Source organism: Paenirhodobacter sp. (assembly GCF_041916475.1).
Classification (GTDB): Bacteria; Pseudomonadota; Alphaproteobacteria; order Rhodobacterales; family Rhodobacteraceae; genus Rhodobacter.
This window is the reverse complement of sequence record NZ_JAYRZN010000044.1, coordinates 1-22,669: the sequence shown is the minus strand read 5'-3', so window position 1 is coordinate 22,669 and position 22,669 is coordinate 1. Positions and strand designations below refer to the sequence as shown.

The following is a 22,669-nucleotide window of genomic DNA, read 5'->3' as shown; positions in this document are numbered from 1 at the left end:
GCTCCTGCAAGATGCCAATGATCTGCTCTTCCGTCAGTCGTGCCTTCTTCATCGTCCGTCCTCTCCATGGGCCGGACTCTAATCGCAGATGGAGGAAAACTCCCGTGGCAGGTCAAGCCATCCCCTACAGTCTGAGCCCAGCCGAAGGGGTCCGCCATCTTCTTCCGGCGCCGCTGGGATTTGGCGTAACCAGGGTGCCGGGTGGGTCTGCCCTCGATGGCGGAATGCCTGGATTTCTGGGCGACATGCGGCGTCGCCACGATCTGGCGCAGATCGGTAAGAAGTCGGCGCTGCCGTCGCCGCGATCCGCCGACGGGGTCAGGCGCCGGATTGATCCGGGGCAATGGCGATGGGGACACGGCGTTTGGCGTGGCCATTCGCCTGCGTCAGGTCTGCCTGCAAGATCAGACCGGAGCGGTTCTCGATCAGGCTGTACCCCCTGTAACACAGCATGGATCCTGCGCCGGGCGACGTCTTGAACAGCCGTGTCTCGGGATAGGTAATCGACGCATGGGGCGCGTTTGAGCGCCGCTCCCCCCCGGAAATCGACTTCGCCGTTGCGGCTGCGGTGTTTTGGGGCGGATCATGGGTTCGGGATCGGCAGTGGATCGGTCAGGGGAGGATGTTGGCGATGCACCGTCATCTGGCGGATCACCCGGATCGTCGTCCGTGCTGGACGCCTCGTTGACCTTCGGTTGGAATCTCTTCATCAAGGTCCGAGCCTTCACCAGAGTGCCGTCGACCGAAAAGTGGTCATCGGACAGCAGCGGTGCAACCTCGCGCTGTGCCAGAATGGCGGCCATGATCATGCGGGACATGTCCGTCGTCAGCAGCAGATCGCGGTTCTTGCTGAACACCGTCGGAACCCAGACGGCGTCGTCGATGCCCAGGCCCACGAACCAATGGAACAGCAAGCTATAATCTCTCTGTTCCATGAGCTGTCGCTCAGATCGGAGCGAATAGAGGATCTGAAGCAGGCTGGCCCGGATCAATCGTTCCTGCGCAATCGAGGGGCGGCCTTCCCGAGCGTGAAGCCGGTCGAAGGCGCCATCCAGGGAGCGCCGTGCATCGTTGACTACGGCCCTGATCTTGCGCGACGTATGCCGCGCCGGGATCAGCACCTTGAGATCGACGTCGCTGCACAGTGATCCTGTAACCTCGTCCGATCCGCGTATCCGCACCTCCGTCCATGCTGTGATGGGGATGAACCATGTTCCGCGAGGGACGTCGAGGCCGGAGCTTTGTAACGGCCTGTTAGAAAATGGAGCTTGCAGCATCGCCCCCACTGACCCAAGACGGCTCACGGCTCACGGCTCACGGCTCACGGCTCACGGCTCACGGCTCACGGCTCACGGCTCACGGCTCACGGCTCACGGCTCACGGCTCACGGCTCACGGCTCACGGCGCCAAGGACAGCGTATGCTCGGCGGCATGAAAAGGCCCGCGGCTCTGGTGAGCGGCGGGCCTTGACGGATGCTTGGCTGCGCTCAGCGGCGGGTTGCCGTCAGCGCGACATGGACCGGGACGGAGAAGCCGATGTTGCTTTCGTCGGGGTAGCTCGGCCCCATGCCGAAGGCGCGGCGATCGAGCACCAGATCCCCGGCCATATGGGCGGTGCTGCCCTCGATCGTCAGGGTGAAGGGCAGGGTGACCGGGCTTTCGGTGCCGCGCAGGGTCAGGGTGCCCACGGCCTCATGGTTGCTGCCTTCCTTGCGGGTGATCGCGGCCTTGAACACGGCGGTCGGGTGGGCGGCAGTGTCGAAGAATTCCGGCGCCTTGGCCTGGTCGGTCACGGTGCCGATGGTCAGGGCGGTGGTGTCGATGGTCACGGTCACGTCACCCGCGCCCGAGGCCTCGTCATAGGTGATCTCGGCGCTCCAGCGCGGCAGGCTGCCTGCGACCTTCGAGCCCATCTGGGTCACGTCGAAGCCGATCGTGCCTTCGCTCACCTGCCAGTTGCCGAAGGTGGCTGCGGCGGGCGCCTGGGCCACCGGTGCCTCCTCGCGCGGCGTGATCGCCAGCCCCGCGCCGATGACGCCCAGCCAGACCAGCGCGGCGATCAGCGGCGCTGCCAGCGCGAGGTGATGCGCGCCGGGCGTGCCGGCCGAGGTGCCGCGCAGCATGCGCGCGAGCGTCGCATCGCGGTCGATGACCACATGCTTCGCCGCGCCCGCGACATGCAGCGCGATCGAGGCATAGAGCACCCAGGCGGCGAGCTTGTGGATGGTTTCGGCCGTCTCGGCGACGACGGGCGATTGCGGCACGAAGAACAGCGTCTGCCCGAAGGGCCACAGGATCGGCGCGAAGCCTGCCTGCCCGGCATGGCCGATCCAGCCCGAAAGCGGCATCAGCAGCATTGCGCCATACAGCGCCCAGTGCACCACTTCGGCGGCAAAGGTCTCGAGACGGCGTTGTGGGTGCAGCGCGACCGGCTTCGGCTGGCTCAGCGCCCAGAGGATGCGCAGCACCGCCACGAAGAAGGCGGTGACGCCGATGGTCTTGTGCAGCGAGAACACCGCCGCGAGGCGGGAGACGGCTTCATCGGTGCCGCGGGGCAGGCTTTCGGCATAGAGCCCGAGGCCGATCGCGGTGAGGATCAGCAGGGCGGTGAGCCAGTGGAAAAGGCGGGCGGGGCCGCCATAGGCGGTGGAGGTGTTGGAAATCATGGCAAGCCTTCAGGTCCTGATTGCGGCCACCATATCGCGCGGGCGGGCGGCCGACCACGGGTCTCCTTGCACAGCGGCTGTGCATCACGGTTGCCCGCGGGGGGGCGAGCGGCTAGACGGGAAAAAACAGATGGAGGACGGCATGAGCCGAGCATTCGTATTCCCCGGTCAGGGCGCGCAGACCATCGGCATGGGCCGGGCGCTGGCCGAAACCTATCCGGCCGCGCGCGCGGTGTTCGACGAGGTGGACGCGGCGCTTTCGCAAGATCTGTCGGGGCTGATCTGGGAGGGGCAGATCGAGGAGCTGACCCTGACCGCCAATGCGCAGCCCGCGCTGATGGCGACCTCGATCGCGGCGCTGCGGGCGCTGGAGGCCGAGGGCTTTGCGGTGACGGATGCGGCCTTCGTGGCGGGGCACAGCCTCGGCGAATATTCGGCGCTTTGTGCGGCGGGCAGCCTGAGCGTGAGCGATACGGCGCGGCTGCTGCGGATCCGGGGCGAGGCGATGCAATCGGCGGTGCCGGTGGGCGTGGGGGCGATGGCGGCGCTCCTTGGGCTGGATTTTGCGGCGGCGGCGGAGGTTGCGGCGGAGGCGGCGCAGGGTGAGGTCTGCCAGGCCGCGAACGACAATGACCCGGCGCAGGTGGTGGTTTCGGGCCACAAGGCGGCGGTGGAGCGCGCGGTGGAGATCGCGAAGGCCAAAGGGGCGAAGCGGGCGCTGATGCTGCCGGTGAGCGCGCCGTTCCATTGCGCGCTGATGCAGCCTGCGGCGGAGCGAATGGCGGAGGCTCTGGCCGGCGTGGCGCTGGCGGCGCCGGTGGTGCCGGTGGTGGCGAATGTGGTGGCCGAGGCTGTGCGGGAACCGGAGCAGATCCGGGCGCTGCTGGTGCAGCAGGTGACGGGCTCGGTGCGCTGGCGCGAGAGCGTGCAGTGGATGGCGGGCCAGGGCGTGACCGAGTTCTGGGAAATCGGTGCGGGCAAGGCGCTTTCGGGCATGATCAAGCGCATTGCCAAGGAAACGGTGCAGAAATCCGTGGGCACGCCCGAGGATATTGCGGCGCTGAAGGGCTGATCAGCTGCGGCCGGCCCGTGTGGGGGCCTGCCGCATTGGGGATTGCAGCACCGGAAGGACGCTGTTGCGCGCGATCAGGCTGCGCAGCAGCGCCTCATCGGTCTCGGGCGGCAGTTCGATCAGGGTGAGGCCTGCCCTGCGCAGGGCCTCGCGCTTCACGGCGTCGCGGATGAAGGCGGTGTCGCTGAGGTGATGGCCGGTGCCGTGATATTCGATGGCGGCGACGGTCAGGCCGCGGGCGTCGATGATGACGAAATCCAGCCGTTTCGCATTGATCAGCCGGTTTGCCTCGCCGTGAAAATCATCAAGGCCCTGCGCATCGACGGCGCAGAGGATCTCGCCGAGCGAGACCTGGGCCATGACGCGATGGCCAAGCCCGATCTCGGCCACGATCCGCTCCAGCATCGGCAGGATCCGGGCCTCCGAACGATTCAGCAGCGGGACCAGGCGGAACCGGGCGCGCGCGACCTGCGCCACCTGCGATTCCCGCGCAGGCTGCGGCCCGGGGGGCACCGGGACGATGGGCACCGGCGCGACGAGACGCAGCTTCGGGCCCGCGGGCCGCGCCGGGCGCGGGCGCGGCCGGATGCGCCGGCCCGGCCGCAGGAGCGCGAGCGCGAGCAGGATGAAGCCCAGCACCGCGGCCGTCTCGAACGGCAGGCCGGCGATCTGATCGGGCAAGGCGAGGGCCGCGGGGGACTGCGGGGCGGATACGAAGGCCATGGGTGCTCTCCGGTGAGGCTTTGCGCAGGGATGGCGGCAAAGCGCGGCGAAATCGTGGCGCGGGCGTGAAATTGCCGGGCCTGAGGCTGGCGGGGCGCCCGGGCGGCTGCTATTGAGGCGCAAGACTGCAGGAAGGGACAACGATGTTTGATCTGACGGGAAAGAACGCCCTGGTCACCGGCGCCTCGGGCGGGATCGGCGCGGCGGTGGCGCGCCGGCTGCATGCGCAGGGCGCGACCGTGGCGCTCTCGGGGACCCGGGTCGGGCCGCTGGAGGAGCTGGCGGCGGAACTGGGCGCGCGGGCGCATGTGTGCCCGGCCAACCTGTCGGACATGGCCTCGGTCGAGGCGCTGCCGAAGGCGGCCACCGAGGCGATGGGCTCGGTCGACATCCTGGTGAACAATGCCGGCATCACCCGCGACAACCTGTTCATGCGGATGTCGGACGAGGAATGGCTCTCGGTGCTGGACGTGAACCTGACCGCCTCCTTCCGGCTGATGCGCGGCGTGCTGCGCGGCATGGTGAAGGCCCGCTGGGGGCGGATCGTCTCGGTGGGTTCGGTGGTGGGCACCACCGGCAACCCCGGGCAGGGAAACTATGCCGCCACGAAGGCGGGGATCGTCGGCATGTCGAAATCGCTGGCCTATGAGGTCGCGAGCCGTGGCATCACCGTGAACTGCGTGGCGCCCGGCTTCATCGCCACGGCGATGACCGACAAGCTCAACGACGAGCAGAAGGGCAAGATCCTCGGGCAGATTCCCGCCGGCCGGATGGGCGCGCCCGAAGACATCGCCGCCGCGGTGCTGTATCTGGCCAGTTCCGAGGCAGGTTACGTGACCGGCACCACGCTGCATGTCAACGGCGGCATGGCGATGGTCTGAGGCCTTTGCGGCGCTTGCGAAACGGCTTGCCTTGGGGCAAGACTGTGCTATAGGCGGCGCCGTGAGATACCGGGGCTTCGGCCTCGGAATTGGGGCGGGCCGCCCGTTCGGGCCGCCCTCAACGCCTGACAACGGGCAACCAAGCGCCCATATCCGGGCAGGGATCAAGGGGACGGGCCTCCGGCCCTCTAACTGAGGAAGAGACATGAGCGACATCGCAGATCGCGTGAAGAAGATCGTCGTGGAGCATCTGGGCGTGGAAGAGGACAAGGTCACCGAGACCGCCTCGTTCATCGACGATCTCGGCGCGGACAGCCTCGACACCGTCGAGCTGGTCATGGCTTTCGAAGAAGAGTTCGGCATCGAGATCCCGGACGATGCGGCCGAAACCATCCAGACCTTCGGCGACGCGGTGAAGTTCATCTCGGAAGCCGTGTAAGGCATTCCGGACGAGAGTTCACGGACGGCGCCCCTTCGGGCGCCGTTTTCGTTTCTGGGGGGTGGAGATGCGGCTGTTCGTGGCGCTGGCGCTGCCTGAGAAGGTCGCGGGCGAGATTGTGGCCCTGCAGGGGCGGGTCGGGGCGGGGCGCGCGGTGCCGGAGGAGAACCTGCATCTGACGCTGGCGTTTCTGGGCGATGTGCAGGGCGGGCAGATGGCGGATCTGGATCTGGCGCTGGAGGCGGTGCAGAGCCCGGCGCCCTGGGTTGAGCTCGCGGGGGTGGACCTCTGGGAGGAGGCGCTGGTGATTGCGGCGCGGCCCGATGCGGTGCTGGAGCGGCTGGCGCAGAAGCTGGCGACGGCGGTGCGCGGTGCGGGGATCAGCCTGCCGCGGCGGCGCTACCGGCCGCATGTGACCTTTCAGCGTATGGGCCGGATGGCGCCGGGCGAGGCGGAGCGGGTGGGCCGGTTCCTGCAGGCGCGCGCGGATGCGGCGCTGAGCCCGTTCGAGGCGGGGGCGTTCGGGCTCTACCGCTCGCATTTGCGGCCGGAGGGGGCGCTCTACGAGCTGATGGCGGAATATCCGCTGGGCTGAGCGGGCATGCCGCGCTGCGGCGGCTGTTTGCGTTGCACCCTTGGAAAGGCCCGTGTATCAGGGCCCGAAAGGGTCACGCAGAAGAGGTAGAGCATGCGTCGCGTAGTCGTCACGGGTCTGGGCCTGGTCACGCCTTTGGCCTGCGGTGTCGAGGAGACATGGTCGCGGCTGATCGCGGGGGAATCCGGGGCCGGGCCGATCACCCGGTTCGATGCCTCCAACGTCACCACCAAATATGCCTGCGAAATTCCGCGCGGCGATGGCAGCGCGGGCACCTTCAATCCGGATGACTGGATGGAGCCGAAGGACCAGCGCAAGGTCGATGACTTCATCCTCTACGGGATGGCGGCGGCGGTGCAGGCGGTGAAGGATTCGGGCTGGGAGCCCACCGGCGAGGAAGATCGCGAGCGCACCGGCGTGATGATCGGCTCGGGCATCGGCGGGCTGAGCACGATTGCCGAGACTGCGGTGCTGATCAAGGAAAAGGGCCCGAAGCGGGTGAGCCCGTTCTTCATTCCGGCCTCGCTGATCAATCTGGTGTCGGGGCAGGTCTCGATCCGCTTCGGCTTCAAGGGGCCGAACCATGCCGTGGTGACGGCCTGTTCGACCGGCGCGCATGCCATTGGCGATGCGGCGCGGCTGATCATGCTGGGCGATGCGGATGTGATGGTGGCGGGCGGCGCCGAGAGCCCGATCAGCGAGATCGGGATTGCGGGCTTCAACGCCTGCAAGGCGCTTTCGACCAAGGCCACCGACCCGAAGGCCGCAAGCCGCCCCTATGACGCGGACCGCGACGGCTTCGTGATGGGCGAGGGCGCGGGGGTCGTGGTTCTGGAAGAATATGAGCACGCGCGCGCGCGCGGGGCGAAGATCTATGCCGAGGTGCTGGGCTATGGCCTTTCGGGCGACGCCTATCACATCACGGCGCCCTCAGAGGATGGCGATGGCGGCTTTCGGGCGATGAAGGCCGCGCTTGCGCGCGCGGGGATCGGCGCGGGGGAGGTGGATTACATCAACGCGCATGGCACCTCGACCATGGCCGATACCATTGAGCTCGGCGCCGTGGAGCGGCTGCTGGGCAATGCGGCGGCCAATGCGACGATGAGCTCCACCAAATCCTCGATCGGGCACCTGCTCGGGGCGGCGGGGGCGGTGGAGGCGATCTTCTGCATCCTGGCGATCCGGGATCAGGTGGCGCCGCCGACGCTCAATCTGGACAACCCGGCCGTCGAGGCGGTGCTGGACCTGGCGCCGAAGGCGGCGGTGAAGCGCAAGATCGACGTGGCGCTCTCGAACAGCTTCGGCTTCGGCGGCACCAATGCCAGCCTGGTGATCGGGAAGGTCCGCGGCTGATGCTGTGGCGCAATATCGCCTCCAACTTCCTGACGGTGCTCATCGTGGTGCTGGTGGCTCTGGGCGGCCTGGCGGCCTGGGCGAAGAAGCAATACGAGGGGCCGGGGCCGCTGGCGCAGGGGGTCTGTCTGCGGGTGGAGCCGGGGGCGAGCTTCGCGCGCGTTTCCGAGGACCTGCGGGCGAAGGGGGCGATTTCCTCGGCCTATATCTTCCGGGCCGGGGCGGATTACGCCGACAAGACGCGGCAGCTGAAATTCGGCTCCTATCGGATCGAGCCGGGCAGCCCGATGGCGCGGATTGTCGAGCAGATCACGGCGGGGGGACCATCCACCTGCGGCACCGAGCTGAACTATGTGATCGGCGTGAACGGCCAGCAGATGATCCTGCGCGAGATGGATGCGGCGAGCGGGGTCTATGTAGAGGCGGCGAAGTTTGATCCGAAGGCGGGGCCTGCGCCGGAGGGCTTTGCCGCAGCGGCGGGTGCGCCCGATGTGCGGCTGCGGGTGACGCTGGCGGAAGGCGCGACCAGCTGGCAGGTGACCGAGGCGCTGAAATCCGCGGATTTCCTGACGGGCGAGGTGAAGGCCGTGCCACCCGAAGGGATGCTGGCGCCCGACAGCTATGACCTGAAGCGCGGCGCGGACCGGGAGGGGCTGCTGGCGGAGATGCAGAAGCGGCAGGCGGCGATCCTGGCTGCGGCCTGGGCCGGGCGCGCCGAGGGGCTGCCGTACCAGAGCCCGGAAGAGGCGCTGGTGATGGCTTCTATCGTGGAGAAGGAAACCGGCGTTCCGGATGAGCGGCGGATCGTGGCGAGCGTCTTCGTGAACCGGCTGCAGCAGGGAATGCGGCTGCAGACCGATCCGACGGTCATTTACGGGGTGACGGGCGGGAAGGGTGTGCTGGGCCGCGGGCTTCGGCAATCCGAGCTGCAACGGCGCACACCCTACAACACCTATGTGATCGACGGGCTGCCGCCGACGCCGATTGCGAACCCGGGGCGGGCATCGATTGACGCGGCGCTGCATCCGGATGCGACTCGCTACCTGTATTTCGTGGCGGATGGCAGCGGGGGCCATGTGTTTGCCGAATCGCTTGCGGAGCATAATGCGAATGTCGTGAAATGGCGGGAGCTGGAACGGCAGCAGCCGGCTTCGGGCGAAGGCAATTGAAATATAACGGGAATCCTGGATTTTTGGGATCCCGTTCCTTGAGGAATACAGCCTGCGGTTGCGGGGGTGATTTTTGTGCTTGACTCAGCGCACGCCCTAAGGTAGAAGTATGTCATGCTAGGAGAAGTGGGTAAGCGCCTCGGGTAACCGATGGCGCCTTTTTCATTTCGCTCGTGCGGAACAGGCATGAGAGGCGGGTTCCAGACATATGGATATGACCTTTTCGGGTGGGGACAGTTCTCCGGTAAATTTGCTGGAGGAAACAGAGACTCTTTATCGGGAGATGGCCGAGGAGTTGGCCCGGGCGCTGCAGGAGCTGCGCCAGGGTGAGGCAAGGGATGCCAAGGTCGCGGTCGCTGCGGTCAAGGATCTGCGTACGGCCTTCCAGATGGTAATGGATGAAAGGACACGCGTTGAAAAACTCCGCAAACAGGTTGCCGGGGTCGTCCACGGGAATGATCTCGACTTCGACGCAGCCAGGGCTGAAATCGGGCGCCGCCTGGCTCGCCTCCGCGACGCAGGAGACGGTTGATGCCTTTCTCGGGGGGCTGGATGACAATGCGCTTCTGGCCCTGCCGTGGATTTTCGAATTCTGGGCGCTGCCGCATCAGCTGCCGCCTGCCGGGCACTGGAAGAGCTGGGTGATCATGGGGGGGCGTGGCGCGGGCAAGACGCGCGCCGGCTCGGAATGGGTGCGCGCGCTGGTCGAGGGATCGACGCCGCAGGCGCCGGGTAAGGCCAGCCGTCTCGCGCTGATCGGGGAGACTTTCGATCAGGTGCGCGATGTGATGATCTTCGGCGAGAGCGGGATCATGGCCTGTTCACCGCCGGACCGGCGGCCGGAATGGGAAGCGTCGCGGCGCCGCCTGGTGTGGCCGAACGGAGCGACGGCGACGGCCTACTCGGCGCATGAGCCGGAGGCGCTGCGGGGGCCGCAATTCGATGGCGCCTGGGTGGACGAGCTGGCCAAGTGGAAGAAGGCCGAGGACACCTGGGACATGCTGCAGTTCGCGCTGCGGCTGGGAGAGCATCCGCAACAGGTGGTGACGACGACGCCGAAGAACGTGGGCGTGCTGAAAACGATCCTGAACAACCCGTCGACGGTGGTGACGCATGCGCCGACGGAGGCGAACCGCGCGTATCTGGCGTCGTCTTTCCTCGAGGAGGTTCAGGCGCGGTATGCGGGCACGCGGCTCGGTCGGCAGGAGCTGGACGGGGTGCTGCTGGACGATCTGGAAGGCGCGCTGTGGACGACCAGCCTGCTCGAAGGCGCGCGGGTGGACAAGGCGCCGGAGCTCGACCGGATCGTGGTGGCGCTGGATCCTTCGGTGACCGGGAATGCGGGCTCGGATGAATGCGGTATCGTCGTGGCGGGCGCGGTGACGCGCGGGCCGGTGCAGGACTGGCGGGTTTATGTGCTGGAGGACTGCACGGCGCATGGGCGGCCGACCGACTGGGCGCGGGCGGCGATCCGGGCCATGGAGAAGTGGCGCGCGGAGCGGCTGGTGGCGGAGGTGAACCAGGGTGGCGATCTGATCGAGAGCGTGATCCGGCAGGTGGACCCGCTGGTGCCGTTCAAGCCGCTGCGGGCCGGGCGTGGCAAGACCGCCAGGGCGGAGCCGGTCGCGGCGCTGTATGAGCAGGGCCGGGTGAAGCATGTGCGGCACGGCCATCTGGGGCCATTGGAGGACCAGATGTGCCAGATGACGCTGCGCGGCTATGAGGGGCGCGGCTCGCCGGACCGGGTGGATGCGCTGGTCTGGGCCGTGACGGAGCTGATCATCGAGCCCTCGCAGCATTACCGCAGGCCGCAGGTTCGCAGCCTGTAGCGCGACGAGAGCAGAGCAATTGGAAGGGTCGGGGTTTCCCGGCCCTTTTTTCATGCCGGGCCGGGGCACTGGCCGACAAGGGGAACGGAATGGGGATCAACTTCTTTCGCAAGACTGCCAGCGCGCCGCCCGAGCGCAAGGCCTCGGTGACGGGGCGGATCGTGGCGATGGCGACGGGCAGCGGCCGGACGGTCTGGGGGCCGCGCGATACGGTCAGCCTGACGCGGACCGGCTTTGCTGGCAATCCGGTGGGGTTTCGGGCCGTCAAGCTGATCGCCGAGGCTGCCGCGGCGGTGCCGCTGGTCTGTCAGGATCAGAGCTGCCGCTATGACACGCATCCGCTGATCGGGCTGATCCGGCGTCCGAACCCGGGTCAGGGCCAGGCGGAGCTGTTCGAGGCGCTCTATGGCCAGATCCTGCTGTCGGGCAACGGCTATCTGGAGGCGGTGACGCTGGATCCGGGCCTGCCGCGCGAGCTGCATGTGCTGCGCTCGGACCGGATGTCGGTGGTGCCGGGGGATGATGGCTGGCCGGTCGCCTACGAATATGCGGTGGGCGGGCGAAAGCACCGCTTCGACATGACCGGGCATCCCGATCCGATCTGTCATATCAAGAGCTTCCACCCGCAGGACGACCATTACGGGCTGAGCCCGATGCAGGCGGCCGCGGTAGCGCTGGAAGTGCATAATTCGGCCAGTGCCTGGTCCAAGGCGCTGCTGGACAATGCGGCGCGGCCTTCGGGGGCGATCGTCTACAAGGGCTCCGACGGGCAGGGGATGCTGGCGCCGGAGCAGTATGAGCGGCTGGTCTTCGAGATGGAGAGCCATCATCAGGGCGCGCGCAATGCCGGGCGGCCGATGCTGCTGGAAGGCGGGCTCGACTGGAAGCCGATGGGGTTCAGCCCCTCCGACATGGAATTCCACGAGACCAAGATCGCTGCGGCACGCGAGATCGCGGTGGCCTTCGGGGTGCCGCCGATGCTGCTGGGGATCCCGGGCGATGCGACCTATGCCAATTACGCCGAGGCGAACCGGGCGTTCTTCCGGCTGACGGTGCTGCCGCTGGCGACGCGGGTGAGCGCTGCGGTGGCGTGGTGGCTTTCGGGCTTCCTGGGCGAGCAGATCGAGCTGAAGCCGGATCTGGAGCAGGTTCCGGCGCTGGCTGTGGAGCGCGATCAGCTCTGGGCCCGGATCGGCGGGGCATCGTTCCTGAGCGACGCCGAGAAGCGCGTGTTGCTTGGCTTGCCGCCGACGGCGGGGGACTGAAATGGCAGAGGGTGGATCGCGCTTCCTCAAGGAGCCGTTCGACGTTCATGAGCGGCGCTTCGAGACGACGGAGCGGATCATGGAGCTGCAGTTCCGGCATCTGGAGGGGCGCCTCGGCAAGATCGAGGCGATGATCGAGGGGCTGGAGCGGCGGCTGTGGATGACGGTTTACGGTGTGGTCGCCGTGATCCTCACGCAGGCGGTGCAGAGCATTCTGCAATATGCCCCGAAATAGGATATTCACATGAAGACAAGTGACTACGGCCTGGAGTTGAAGTTCTGCACCGGCGCACAGACGGTCCAATTGACTGACGGTTCGGTGATCGAGGGCTATGCAAGCCTGTTTGGCCTGACCGATCAGGGCGGCGATATCGTCCAGCCGGGGGCCTATACGAAGAGCTTGGCACGCATCGCCGCAGAGGGCGGATCGGTGAAGATGCTGTGGCAGCACGATCCGGCGCAGCCGATCGGGGTGTGGGAAGAAATCCGGGAAGATGCTCAGGGGCTCTACGTCAAAGGGCGGTTGCTGTCGGAAGTGGCGCGCGCCCGGGAGGCTGCGGCGCTGATCCAGGCGGGTGCGATTGACGGGTTGTCGATCGGCTACCGGACGGTTTCGGCGGCGAAAGACGGCAAGGGCCGCCGCCTGCTGGAAGAAGTCGAGCTTTGGGAAGTGTCGCTGGTGACCTTCCCCATGTTGCGCGAAGCGCGGGTCGCGGCGAAGGGCGAAGCCCCGGGCGACGATCTGCTGCACGAATTGGCCCAGGCCTTCACCGAGGCTACGGCCGAAATGGCGTCCCTGCGGCAATAGCAGGACGCAAATCCGAGGAGATGCCCCCAGACAATGAGGCAAGGAAGATGACCGAGATCACGCCCGGTGCAGGCCGGATGGATGATGCGGGACAGGCGGCTTCTGTGAAGTCCGCTCTGGCCGGGTTCCTGAACGAGCTCAAGGGCTTTCAGGGTGAAGTTAAATCGAAGCTCCAACAACAGGATGAGCGTTTGACCATGCTGCAGATCAAGACTTTCGCCGGCCGTCCGGCCCTCTCGACCGCCGCCACCGAAGAAGCGCCGCATCAGAAGGCGTTCGAGGCCTATGTCCGCACCGGCAATGACGACGGTTTCCGCTCGCTGACCCTCGAGGGCAAGGGCATGACGACCTCGGTCAACGCGGATGGCGGCTATCTTGTCGACAGCCAGACCGCAGATTCGATCCGCAATGTGCTGCGTTCGACCTCGTCCATCCGGCAGATCGCGACTGTCGTCAATGTCGAGGCGACCTCCTACGATGTGCTGATCGACCGCGCCGATATCGGCTCCGGCTGGGCCACCGAAACGGCAGCGCTGACGGAGACCTCTTCGCCGCAGATCGAGCGTATCACCATTCCGCTCTATGAACTGTCGGCAATGCCGAAAGCGTCGCAACGACTGCTGGATGACTCCGCGTTCGACGTCGAGGGCTGGCTGGCCGCGCGTGTCGCCGAGAAGTTCGCGCGCGCAGAGGCGACGGCGTTTGTTTCGGGCGACGGGGTGGACAAGCCGAAAGGCTTCCTGACCCACACGGCGGTTGCGAACGCATCTTGGGTCTGGGGTTCGCTGGGCTACATCGCCACGGGTGCTGCGGGCGATTTCAACTCGGCCAAACCCGCCGATGCGATCGTCGATCTGGTCTATGCGCTGAACGCGCAATACCGCGCGAACGCGACCTTCGTGATGAACTCGAAGACTGCGGGCGCCGTGCGCAAGATGAAGGATGCGGATGGCCGTTTCCTCTGGGCAGACAGTCTGGCGGCAGGCGAGCCTGCGCGCCTGATGGGCTACCCGGTCCTGATCGCCGAAGACATGCCGGATATCGCCGCCAATGCCTATGCGATCGCTTTCGGTGATTTCGGCGCGGGTTACACCATTGCCGAGCGTCCCGACCTGCGGATCCTGCGTGATCCGTTCTCGGCCAAGCCGCATGTGCTGTTCTATGCCTCGAAGCGGGTTGGTGGCAACGTCAGCGATTTCGCCGCGATCAAGCTGCTGAAGTTCGCGGCCTCGTAAGAGGCTGCAACCTGGCCGGGGGCTTCCCCGGCCCGGCGGACGCGAGCCCGACTGCCGTCGCCTAGCTGCTCCCTCCGTCCGAGTGGCGGCGGGAGGTCTCGCGTCCGAATGGCCTCTGAGCCGTTTCCTGCGAATTTCCGGAGTATGTCCATGATGCTGAAAGAAGTGACGGCGGTGCCGAACTCGGCGCTGCCGCTGGATGAATTCGCCGATCACTTGCGGTTGGGGACCGGCTTCTCCGGTGCCCGGGCGGAGGAAGCCGCACTGATTGCCTACCTTCGTGCGGCGATGGCCGCTATCGAAGGGAGGACCGCAAAGATCCTGATCTCGCGTGATTTTACAATGACGCTGGCACATTGGCGCAGCATCGCAACCCAGCCTCTGCCGGTTGCACCGGTGAGTGCGGTGAATGCGGTGCGCGTTGTCGATGACGCCGGCGTGGCCATCGAAGTCGATGCGAGCCGCTATCGTCTGATGCCGGATACGGCGCGTCCACGCCTCGAAGGGCGGGGAGGTATGCTGCCCGGAGTCCCGGATGGCGGGCAGGTGGAGATCGACATGACCGCGGGCTTTGGCCAGAGCTGGTCCGATCTGCCGGTCGATCTGGCGCAGGCCGTGTTTCTGTTGGCCGCACAGTATTACGAGATGCGCCATGATGCGGCGCAAGATGCCGGGGGGATGCCGTTTGGTGTGACCGCCCTGATCGAGCGCTGGCGCACGGTGCGCGTTCTAGGGGGGCGGCCATGAGTGTTCCGCGCCTGAACCGCCTTCTTGTGCTCGAGGAGGCGGTGCGCACGGCGGATGGTCTCGGGGGGGCGCGCTTGAGCTGGCAGGCTCTGGGCAGCCTCTGGGCGGAGATCACGCCGGGAACGGGCGTTGAAAAAGCCGGGGAGTTCGTTCGCCTGGCCTCCGTACCGTTCCGGATTGTCGTGCGTGGGGCACCGCAAGGATCTGTGCAGCGCCCACGCCCGGAACAGCGCTTCAGGGACGGTGAGCGGATCTTCCGGATCCTGGCTGTCGCAGAATACGACCCCCGCCAGCAGTATCTCACCTGCTTCGCGCGTGAGGAGGTGGTGGCATGAGTTACGGCATTACGGCCGCGCTGCAGGCCGCTGTGTATCAGGCCCTTATCGCCGATCCGGCCATCGCCGATCTGGTCGGGCAGGAAATATACGATGCGGTGCCGCCGGGAAACACCAGTGGCACCTATGTCAGCCTTGGACCAGAGGATGTGCAGGACGCCTCGGATGGCACTGGTGGCGGCGCCCGGCATGATTTCGTGGTCTCGGTCGTGACATCGGAAGCGGGGTTCGCTCAGGCGAAACAGGTCGCCGCGGCGATATCTGATGCGCTCACGGATGCGGAGCTGCCACTGTCACGCGGTCATCTTGTTGGGCTGTGGTTCCTGAAGGCTCAGGCGAGGCGGGTGGATGAAGTGAACCAGCGACGGATCGACATCACGTTCCGCGCGCGCGTCGAGGATTGAGGCGGGCAGATGCCCGCCCGGGATTTTCTATCGGAGAAGAAACATGGCAGCGCAGAACGGCAAGGACCTTCTGATCAAGCTCGACCTGACCGGGGCGGGCCAATTCGAGACTATCGCGGGGCTGCGCGCGTCGCGGATCAGCTTCAACGCAGAGACGGTCGATGTGACGTCGCTGGAAAGCCCCGGCGGCTGGCGGGAGCTGCTCGGCGGCGCGGGCGTTCGTTCGGCCTCCATTTCCGGTTCGGGCGTGTTTAAGGATGCTTCCACGGATGAGCGTGCCCGGCAGATCTTCTTTGATGGAGAAATGCCTGATTTTCAGGTAATTATACCGAATTTCGGCATCGTTCAGGGCGCATTCCTGATCACGGCGATCGAATATTCGGGGAGCTACAATGGCGAAGCGACCTATGAGATGACCTTGGCGTCTGCGGGCCAGCTTTCCTTCACGGCGGTCTGATCATGGCGAATGCGTGGGCTGGTGAAGTGGCGGTCACGGTGGATGGTGTTCCGCTTTCCGCGAAGCTTACCCTCGGAGCCCTGGCAGAGCTGGAGGCGGAGGTCGGCGGCTCCGTCCTTGCTCTGGTGCGGCGCTTCGAAGCGAATGAGTTCCTGATCCGCGATGTCCTCGCGGTTCTGCATGCGGGATTGAAGGCGGGGGGCTGGGCTGGCTCTGCGGCCGATCTGCGTGCGGCTGATCTCGGTGTGGGGGCGCTTGGTGCGGCGCGTCTGGCGGCGGAGCTGCTGGCACGGGCGTTTACCGTCCCGGGCGATGAATGAGTGAGGATGGCCTCGACTGGCCCGGGCTGATGCGCGCCGGGTTGCGCGGGCTGGGATTGCGTCCGGTGGAGTTCTGGGCGCTGACCCCGGCAGAGCTGTCGATGATGCTTGGGCGCGAAGCAGTGAAGCCACCGCTGACGCGCGCGCGGCTCGGCGAACTACAGCGGCAATGGCCGGATTTGCCACGGCCTCAACGTGCGCCGGAGAAACCTTCTGGGGATGACGAATGACGGGATCTGACGGTCTGGACGATCTGAGCCGACGCTCACAGGAGCTGGAGCGAAATATGAACGAGGCCGCTTCCGTTGCGGGCACGTTCAACGACGAACTCGCGACGCTGCGGGAGGGCATGCTCTATACTTCGCGGGAAGTCGGGACCCTGGCCAACAGCATCGGGCGCACTTTGGGGCGCGCCTTCGAGAGTGTGGTGTTTGATGGGGCCAAGCTGTCGGATGCGCTGAATAAGGTTGCGCAAACGATGGTTGACTCTGCCTATCGCGTTGCGACCCGGCCGGTAGAACAAGCCGTCGGGTCGACGGTCGCCGATGGCTTGAATTCTTTGCTGAGTGGCGTGCTGCCCTTCGCGAATGGCGGAGCGTTTAGTCAAGGGCGCGTCATGCCCTTCGCGAAAGGGGGCGTCGTCAGTAGTCCGGTCAATTTCCCGATGCGTGGCGCTACGGGTCTGATGGGGGAAGCCGGACCGGAAGCGATCATGCCATTGACCCGAGGCGCAGATGGCCGCCTCGGCGTGCAATCAGCAGGCGGGGGGCGTTCCGTCAACGTCACGATGAACGTATCGACACCCGATGCCGCGGGCTTCGCGCGGAGCCAAAGCCAGATCGCTGCACAGATCAACCGCGCCTTGTCTCGCGGACAGCGCAACGCCTGAACAGAATTTCGAGGAGGGAAGCATGGCATTTCATGAGGTTCGGTTTCCTGCAAGCCTGAGTTTCGGTTCCGTTGGAGGCCCGGAGCGCCGGACCGAGATCGTGACCATGGCCAACGGGTTTGAAGAGCGTAACAGCCCGTGGGCGCATTCGCGGCGGCGCTACGATGCAGGGGTTGGTCTGCGATCTCTGGACGATGTGGAGCGGTTGATCGCGTTTTTCGAGGCGCGTGGTGGCCAGTTGCATGGATTTCGCTGGAAGGACTGGGCGGACTTCAAGAGCTGCCCTGCCTCGCGTGAGGTGGACTTCGAGGATCAGGTGATCGGTATCGGCGATGGCGTGAAGACCCAATTCCAGTTGGTCAAATCCTACCGTTCCGGGGGCGTTGAATATGTTCGGCCGATCAAGAAGCCGGTTGAAGGTACGATTCAGGTGGGCCTTCAGGGGTCTCATCGCATGGAAACCGTTCATTACAGCGTCGACTTTCAGAACGGTGTGGTGAGCTTTGTGTCGCCCCCGGCAGCTGGCGCACGCATCACTGCCGGGTTCGAATTCGACGTTCCGGTGCGCTTCGATACCGACGGCATTCAGGTTTCGGTTCAGTCCTTTCGGGCGGGCGACATGCCGCAGGTGCCAGTGGTGGAGGTGCGGATCTGATGGGCTATTCTCCGAGTTTCCACGAACATCTGTCCAGCGGATGTACAACTGTCGCGCGGGCATGGGCGGTGACCCGTAAAGACGGCATGGTGCTGGGTTTCACTGATCACGACATGGCGCTGGATTTCGGGGGGGTGATCTTCGAACCGGACAGCGGCATGACGGCCAAGGCCCTGTCGCAGAGCACCGGTCTTTCCGTAGACAATACAGAGGCTTATGGCGCGCTCAGTTCCGCGTCGATCGCCGAGGCAGATATCCTCGCCGGGCGCTACGACGGAGCGGAGGTTCGGTCTTGGCTTGTAAACTGGGCGGACGTATCGCAACGCGCCCTGATTTTCCGCGGGACTTTCGGCGAAGTCAGTCGCGGCGCGGGCGCGTTCAATGTGGAACTGCGTGGCCTCACTGAGGCACTGGGGCAGGAAAAAGGACAAATCTATCATCCGAGGTGTTCGGCCGTCCTTGGAGATGGACGGTGCCGCTTCGCGACAGGGGCCGAGGGATATTCGTTGGAGCTTACCGTCGAAGACGTCGAAGATTCTCGGGTGTTCCTGTTCTCCGGAGTTTCGGGTTTCGATGAGCGCTGGTTCGAGAAGGGTCGTCTGAAGGTGCTGACCGGTCTGGCATCCGGTTTGACCGGTGTGGTCAAGAATGATCGCAGCCGCAGCGACGGCACGCGCATGATCGAACTGTGGCAGCGCCTGGGGGCGGATGTCGCGCCTGGTGACCGTTTGCGCATTGAGGCGGGCTGCGACCGTCGCGCGGAAACATGCCGGCTGAAGTTCAACAACTATCTGAATTTTCGTGGTTTCCCGCACATCCCGGGTGAGGACTGGCTGTCCTCCTATCCGATCAGCAGCGGTACCAATGATGGGGGAAGCCTGTTCAAATGACGCAAGGGTCGGGAACGATTGGCGATCGGGCCGTCGAGATTGCGCGCGCCTGGATTGGAACGCCCTATGTGCATCAGGCATCGGTCAAGGATGCGGGTACAGACTGCCTTGGGCTTCTGCGCGGGGTTTGGCGTGACCTCTATGGCTGCGAGCCCGAATCCATCCCGCCTTACACACCGGATTGGGCCGAGCCGTCCCGGGAGGAGCGGCTCTGGTCTGCGGCGCGTCGCCATCTGATACCGCTTTCCGAAACGATCGGAAGCGCGCCAGTCACCGTAGGTGAAGTCCTGTTGTTCCGACTGCGAGACGGTGCGGTGGCGAAGCATCTGGGCATATCTGCCGTTTCTGCGTCTGGCCTGAGCTTTGTGCACGCCTATACCGGTCACGGGGTGATCGAGAGCCCACTGTCCACGCCTTGGCGGCGACGGATCGTGGCCCGTTTTGCATTTCCAGAAGGAGCCAACTGATGGCGACAATTCTGCTTTCGGCCGCCGGTGGTGCAATCGGCGCAGGTTTTGGGGGCAGCGTACTTGGTTTGTCGGGTGCGGTTCTGGGGCGCGCGGTCGGAGCGACGCTTGGGCGCGCCATTGATCAACGACTTCTTGGTGTGGGCTCCCGGAGCGTCGAGACCGGACGCGTCGAACGGTTTCGCTTGACGAGTGCAAGCGAAGGGGAGGCCGTCGGTACACTCTGGGGCCGTATGCGTGTCTCGGGGCAGGTGATTTGGGCTACGCGCTTTTTCGAAACCAAAACCGTGCAAAAGACCGGGAAAGGCGCTCCCAAAGCTACGGCAACAAGCTACAGCTATTCGGTAAGTCTGGCCCTGGCTGTCTGCGAAGGGGAGATTTTACGGATTGGCCGCGTTTGGGCCGAGGGGGTGGAGATCGATAGGACGCAGTATAATATGCGTGTCTATACGGGTTCAGAGGACCAACAACCCGATCCGAAGATCGAAGCCGTGGAGGGCGCAGGACAAGCTCCGGCCTATCGCGGTATCGCTTACGTCGTTTTCGAGGACCTCGAGCTCAGCGCCTTTGGGAATCGGGTGCCGCAATTCTCATTCGAAGTTGTCCGGGCCGCTCAGGGTGACGGTGTGGACGGAGTTCCAGATCTCGTGCGTGGCGTGAAAGCCGTCGCGCTGATCCCGGGTACGGGCGAATATTCGCTGGCCACGACGCCGGTTTATGAAAAGCCGCGCGGCAGCAGAACGACGGCTGCGAAAGCGGTCAATCAGAATGCTCCCGGCGGTGTAACCGATTTTAGCGCGTCTCTGACGATGCTCGATGAGGAATTGCCGTCCTGCGAGGCGGTCTCGCTCGTTGTGTCATGGTTCGGAAGCGATTTGCGGTGCGCGGAATGCGAAATTCGGCCTAAAGTTGCGGATACAAGTGTGGACGGCACCAACATGCCCTGGCATGTTTCCGGACTGGTCAGAAGCACGGCACAAGAATTGCCGAAGCTAGGTGATTCCGGGGCGGTTTATGGGGGGACTCCATCAGACGCTTCGGTGATCGAATCAATCACTGCCCTACGTGCCGCCGGAAAATTCGTGACATTTTATCCATTCATCCTGATGGAGCAGATGGCGGACAATTCGCTTCCTGATCCTTGGACGGGCGCGGCCCATCAGCCGCCCTTGCCATGGCGCGGCCGAATTACCCTTTCGGTTGCACCCGGGCAGGAAGGGAGCCCTGACGGTACGAAGGAGGCTACCAATCAAGTTTCCTCCTTCTTTGGCTCTGCCGCAGTGGGGGACTTCACGCGAGACGGAGACACCGTCGGCTACTCCGGGACCGAGGAATGGTCGATGCGCCGCTTCATCCTGCACTATGCGCATCTTTGTGCGCTGGCAGGGGGGGTCGATGCATTTTGCATTGGCACCGAGATGGTCGCATTGACGCAAATTCGCGGATCAGCAGCGACGTTTCCCGCAGTTGTGGCGTTGCGTGCCCTGGCAGCAGATGTGCGCGCGATTTTGGGGCCGGACTGTAAAATCGGATATGCGGCAGACTGGTCGGAGTATTTCGGATATCATCCCGGGAATGGTGACGCGTATTTTCATCTGGATCCACTTTGGGCGGACGAGAATATCGACTTCGTCGGGATTGATAATTACATGCCTCTTTCCGACTGGAGAGATGGCGAAAATCACGCCGATACCAGCTGGGGATCCATCTACAATCTGGACTATCTGAAAAGCAATATCGAAGGCGGCGAGGGATTCGACTGGTATTATGCCAGCAGCGAGCATCGCGATGCACAGATTCGCACGCTCATTGAAGATGGAGCCCACGACGAGCCCTGGCTTTGGCGATACAAGGACATCCGCGGGTGGTGGTCAAATCTGCACTTTAACCGGATAGGTGGAGTTCGGGCTGCAGCACCTACGAACTGGATCCCCGGAGCGAAACCGATTTGGTTTACGGAACTTGGATGTGCCGCCGTCAATAAGGCCACAAATCAACCGAACAAGTTTCTCGATCCGAAAAGTTCGGAGTCCAGCCTACCGTTTTATTCGGATGGCCGGCGCGATGAGCTGATCCAGATGCAGTACTTGCGCGCAATGTTTTCCTACTGGGAGGAGGAGGAGCGCAATCCTGTTTCAGAAATCTACGGCGGAAGAATGCTTGATACTGGGCGCATGCATGTCTGGGCGTGGGATACCCGGCCATATCCCCAGTTTCCACAGAGGAGTGATCTGTGGTCGGATGGCGAGAACTATGCGAGGGGTCATTGGATCAATGGTCGCGTGACTTCACAACCGCTCTCTAGTGTCGTCGGAGAAATCTGCCAACGCTCCGGGGTTACAGAAATTGATGCCTCCGGGCTATATGGTCTCGTCCGGGGTTTTGTGATGGCGGGGGGGCAAAGTGCCCGTTCTGCGCTTCAGTCGCTGGTTCTGGCTTATGGCTTTGAGCCTTTGGAGCGAGATGGCACGCTCGTATTTCGGATGCGCGATGGGCGCGTGGATGCTGAGTTGAGTGTAGATGATCTGGTCCAGAACGACGATGGAGCAACGCTCGAGTTCACGCGATCAGCGGACGCGGATACATCAGGACGAATCCGAGTCGCTTATGTCGAAGCGGATGGAGATTTCGAAACCCGTGCTGTAGAGGCGATCTTCCCGGATGAGGAGGGAGGCTCTGCTGCCGGTACAGAGTTGCCTCTGACACTGTCCCGCGCTCAGGCCCAAGGTACGGCGGAGCGATGGCTGGCGGAATCGCGGGTTGCGCGGGATGGTGCGAAGTTCTTTTTGCCTCCGTCGCTTGGGCGGCTCAGCGCGGGTGACGTTCTTTCATTGGCGACAGCCGAGGGGACCCGACGATATCGGATCGATCGTGCGGAGCGTGCAGAGGCTATCTCGGTCGAGGCTGTTCGCATCGAGGCGACAGTGTATGAACCGTCGGATGAGGCTGAAGAGCTTGCCACGCCCAAGCCATATGCAGCGCCGATTCCCGTCACGCCGGTTTTCATGGATCTGCCGCTGATGACCGGCGATGAAGATCCCGTCGCTCCACATCTGGCTGTATCGGCAAGCCCGTGGCCAGGTGCAGTGGCCGTTTATTCCTCTGTCGAAGATGATGGGTACACTTTGAACACCATGCTTGATACGCGATCGAGTATGGGGGTTACGCTATCCCCGTTGCTGGCTTCACGAGCTGGCGTCTGGGATCGGGGTGCTGCATTGAGGGTTCAACTCGACCACGGTAGCTTGGAATCTGTTTCTCAGTTGCAGCTCTTTAACGGAGCAAACCTCGTCGCCATCGGTGATGGCACCGCTGAGAATTGGGAACTGTTTCAGTTTTTGAAGGTCGTGTCGCGAATGTGGTGGAAATTGGCGAGCAGCGCGCTCCGAGCATGTAACGTTGGCTCCGGTCAGGCCGCGAGGTCAAGAGACATCGGCACGAGAGGCTGAGAAAGGGTTTCCCAGCCATCG

At 64.6% G+C, this 22,669-nt stretch carries 24 protein-coding genes and 2 pseudogenes; 23 read left to right on the top strand and 3 right to left on the bottom strand.

All coding sequences use genetic code 11. The features are described 5' to 3' along the window. Window positions 1-122: 122 nt before the first annotated feature. A pseudogene (locus ACOMG5_RS15340) lies at window positions 123-1,175 on the bottom strand (IS5 family transposase); the annotation flags it as partial. Between the two features lie 312 nt (window positions 1,176-1,487). Beyond that, a complete protein-coding gene (locus ACOMG5_RS15335; protein WP_420344668.1) occupies window positions 1,488-2,666 on the bottom strand; it encodes a cytochrome b/b6 domain-containing protein in 1,179 nt (392 codons plus the stop codon). 142 nt (window positions 2,667-2,808) lie between these two features. On the opposite strand from ACOMG5_RS15335, the gene fabD reads away from it, so the two are divergent. Next, a complete protein-coding gene (gene fabD / locus ACOMG5_RS15330; protein WP_420344667.1) occupies window positions 2,809-3,738 on the top strand; it encodes an ACP S-malonyltransferase in 930 nt (309 codons plus the stop codon). Here the strand turns inward: fabD and ACOMG5_RS15325 are convergent, their stop codons facing one another. Beyond that, entirely contained in the window at window positions 3,739-4,461 is a 723-nt protein-coding gene (locus tag ACOMG5_RS15325; protein WP_420344666.1) for a DUF2726 domain-containing protein, read from the bottom strand. It lies immediately after the preceding gene. Between the two features lie 143 nt (window positions 4,462-4,604). On the opposite strand from ACOMG5_RS15325, the gene fabG reads away from it, so the two are divergent. From fabG to ACOMG5_RS15215, 22 genes and pseudogenes are all read left to right on the top strand, one after another. Continuing rightward, window positions 4,605-5,342, top strand: a complete 738-nt coding sequence (gene fabG / locus ACOMG5_RS15320; RefSeq protein WP_420344665.1) for a 3-oxoacyl-[acyl-carrier-protein] reductase — start codon at window positions 4,605-4,607, stop codon at window positions 5,340-5,342. 205 nt (window positions 5,343-5,547) lie between these two features. Beyond that, on the top strand, window positions 5,548-5,781 hold the full coding sequence (locus ACOMG5_RS15315; protein ID WP_068765186.1) for an acyl carrier protein: 234 nt from the start codon (window positions 5,548-5,550) through the stop codon (window positions 5,779-5,781). 67 nt (window positions 5,782-5,848) lie between these two features. Then, on the top strand, window positions 5,849-6,376 hold the full coding sequence (gene thpR, locus ACOMG5_RS15310) for an RNA 2',3'-cyclic phosphodiesterase (RefSeq protein ID WP_420344664.1): 528 nt from the start codon (window positions 5,849-5,851) through the stop codon (window positions 6,374-6,376). A gap of 93 nt (window positions 6,377-6,469) precedes the next feature. Continuing rightward, on the top strand, window positions 6,470-7,729 hold the full coding sequence (gene fabF, locus ACOMG5_RS15305) for a beta-ketoacyl-ACP synthase II (RefSeq protein WP_420344663.1): 1,260 nt from the start codon (window positions 6,470-6,472) through the stop codon (window positions 7,727-7,729). Window positions 7,730-7,731: 2 nt separating this feature from the next. Beyond that, window positions 7,732-8,898, top strand: a complete 1,167-nt coding sequence (mltG, locus tag ACOMG5_RS15300) for an endolytic transglycosylase MltG (protein ID WP_420344669.1) — start codon at window positions 7,732-7,734, stop codon at window positions 8,896-8,898. 208 nt (window positions 8,899-9,106) lie between these two features. Further along, entirely contained in the window at window positions 9,107-9,430 is a 324-nt protein-coding gene (locus ACOMG5_RS15295) for a hypothetical protein (protein ID WP_420344662.1), read from the top strand. Further along, window positions 9,354-10,727 carry a DNA-packaging protein gene (locus tag ACOMG5_RS15290; RefSeq protein WP_420344661.1) on the top strand — a complete coding sequence of 458 codons (1,374 nt, stop codon included), beginning with the start codon at window positions 9,354-9,356 and terminating at the stop codon, window positions 10,725-10,727. Before ACOMG5_RS15295 ends, ACOMG5_RS15290 begins: the two co-directional genes overlap by 77 nt. 89 nt (window positions 10,728-10,816) lie before the next feature. Then, a complete protein-coding gene (locus ACOMG5_RS15285) occupies window positions 10,817-11,992 on the top strand; it encodes a phage portal protein (protein ID WP_420344660.1) in 1,176 nt (391 codons plus the stop codon). Between the two features lies 1 nt (window position 11,993). Beyond that, entirely contained in the window at window positions 11,994-12,227 is a 234-nt protein-coding gene (locus tag ACOMG5_RS15280) for a GTA head formation protein, RCAP_rcc01685 family (protein WP_420344659.1), read from the top strand. A gap of 9 nt (window positions 12,228-12,236) precedes the next feature. Continuing rightward, window positions 12,237-12,800 carry an HK97 family phage prohead protease gene (locus ACOMG5_RS15275; RefSeq protein WP_420344658.1) on the top strand — a complete coding sequence of 188 codons (564 nt, stop codon included), beginning with the start codon at window positions 12,237-12,239 and terminating at the stop codon, window positions 12,798-12,800. Between the two features lie 47 nt (window positions 12,801-12,847). Next, window positions 12,848-14,035, top strand: coding sequence for a phage major capsid protein (locus ACOMG5_RS15270; protein ID WP_420344657.1), 1,188 nt, complete (start codon window positions 12,848-12,850; stop codon window positions 14,033-14,035). Between the two features lie 150 nt (window positions 14,036-14,185). Further along, window positions 14,186-14,782, top strand: coding sequence for a head-tail connector protein (locus ACOMG5_RS15265; protein ID WP_420344656.1), 597 nt, complete (start codon window positions 14,186-14,188; stop codon window positions 14,780-14,782). Beyond that, window positions 14,779-15,117 carry a head-tail adaptor protein gene (locus ACOMG5_RS15260; protein WP_420344655.1) on the top strand — a complete coding sequence of 113 codons (339 nt, stop codon included), beginning with the start codon at window positions 14,779-14,781 and terminating at the stop codon, window positions 15,115-15,117. The genes ACOMG5_RS15265 and ACOMG5_RS15260 overlap by 4 nt, the downstream gene beginning before the upstream one ends. Then, a complete protein-coding gene (locus ACOMG5_RS15255) occupies window positions 15,114-15,521 on the top strand; it encodes a DUF3168 domain-containing protein (RefSeq protein WP_420344654.1) in 408 nt (135 codons plus the stop codon). Before ACOMG5_RS15260 ends, ACOMG5_RS15255 begins: the two co-directional genes overlap by 4 nt. Before the next feature lie 43 nt (window positions 15,522-15,564). Beyond that, window positions 15,565-15,978 (top strand): phage major tail protein, TP901-1 family, encoded by a 414-nt coding sequence (locus ACOMG5_RS15250; RefSeq protein ID WP_420344653.1) that lies wholly within the window; start codon window positions 15,565-15,567, stop codon window positions 15,976-15,978. A gap of 2 nt (window positions 15,979-15,980) precedes the next feature. Beyond that, window positions 15,981-16,298 carry a gene transfer agent family protein gene (locus ACOMG5_RS15245; RefSeq protein ID WP_420344652.1) on the top strand — a complete coding sequence of 106 codons (318 nt, stop codon included), beginning with the start codon at window positions 15,981-15,983 and terminating at the stop codon, window positions 16,296-16,298. Beyond that, window positions 16,295-16,528, top strand: a complete 234-nt coding sequence (locus ACOMG5_RS15240) for a rcc01693 family protein (protein ID WP_420344651.1) — start codon at window positions 16,295-16,297, stop codon at window positions 16,526-16,528. Before ACOMG5_RS15245 ends, ACOMG5_RS15240 begins: the two co-directional genes overlap by 4 nt. Further along, on the top strand, window positions 16,525-17,187 hold the full coding sequence (locus tag ACOMG5_RS15235) for a phage tail tape measure protein (protein ID WP_420344650.1): 663 nt from the start codon (window positions 16,525-16,527) through the stop codon (window positions 17,185-17,187). The genes ACOMG5_RS15240 and ACOMG5_RS15235 overlap by 4 nt, the downstream gene beginning before the upstream one ends. Before the next feature lie 22 nt (window positions 17,188-17,209). Then, complete coding sequence (locus tag ACOMG5_RS15230) at window positions 17,210-17,842, top strand: phage distal tail protein, Rcc01695 family (RefSeq protein ID WP_420344649.1); 633 nt, start codon at window positions 17,210-17,212, stop codon at window positions 17,840-17,842. Continuing rightward, on the top strand, window positions 17,842-18,732 hold the full coding sequence (locus ACOMG5_RS15225; protein ID WP_420344648.1) for a DUF2163 domain-containing protein: 891 nt from the start codon (window positions 17,842-17,844) through the stop codon (window positions 18,730-18,732). The genes ACOMG5_RS15230 and ACOMG5_RS15225 overlap by 1 nt, the downstream gene beginning before the upstream one ends. Then, complete coding sequence (locus ACOMG5_RS15220; RefSeq protein WP_420344647.1) at window positions 18,729-19,199, top strand: peptidase; 471 nt, start codon at window positions 18,729-18,731, stop codon at window positions 19,197-19,199. Before ACOMG5_RS15225 ends, ACOMG5_RS15220 begins: the two co-directional genes overlap by 4 nt. Beyond that, window positions 19,199-22,579, top strand: a pseudogene (locus tag ACOMG5_RS15215) (baseplate multidomain protein megatron); the annotation flags it as partial. The gene ACOMG5_RS15220 and the pseudogene ACOMG5_RS15215, both read left to right, overlap by 1 nt. Window positions 22,580-22,669: the final 90 nt, after the last annotated feature.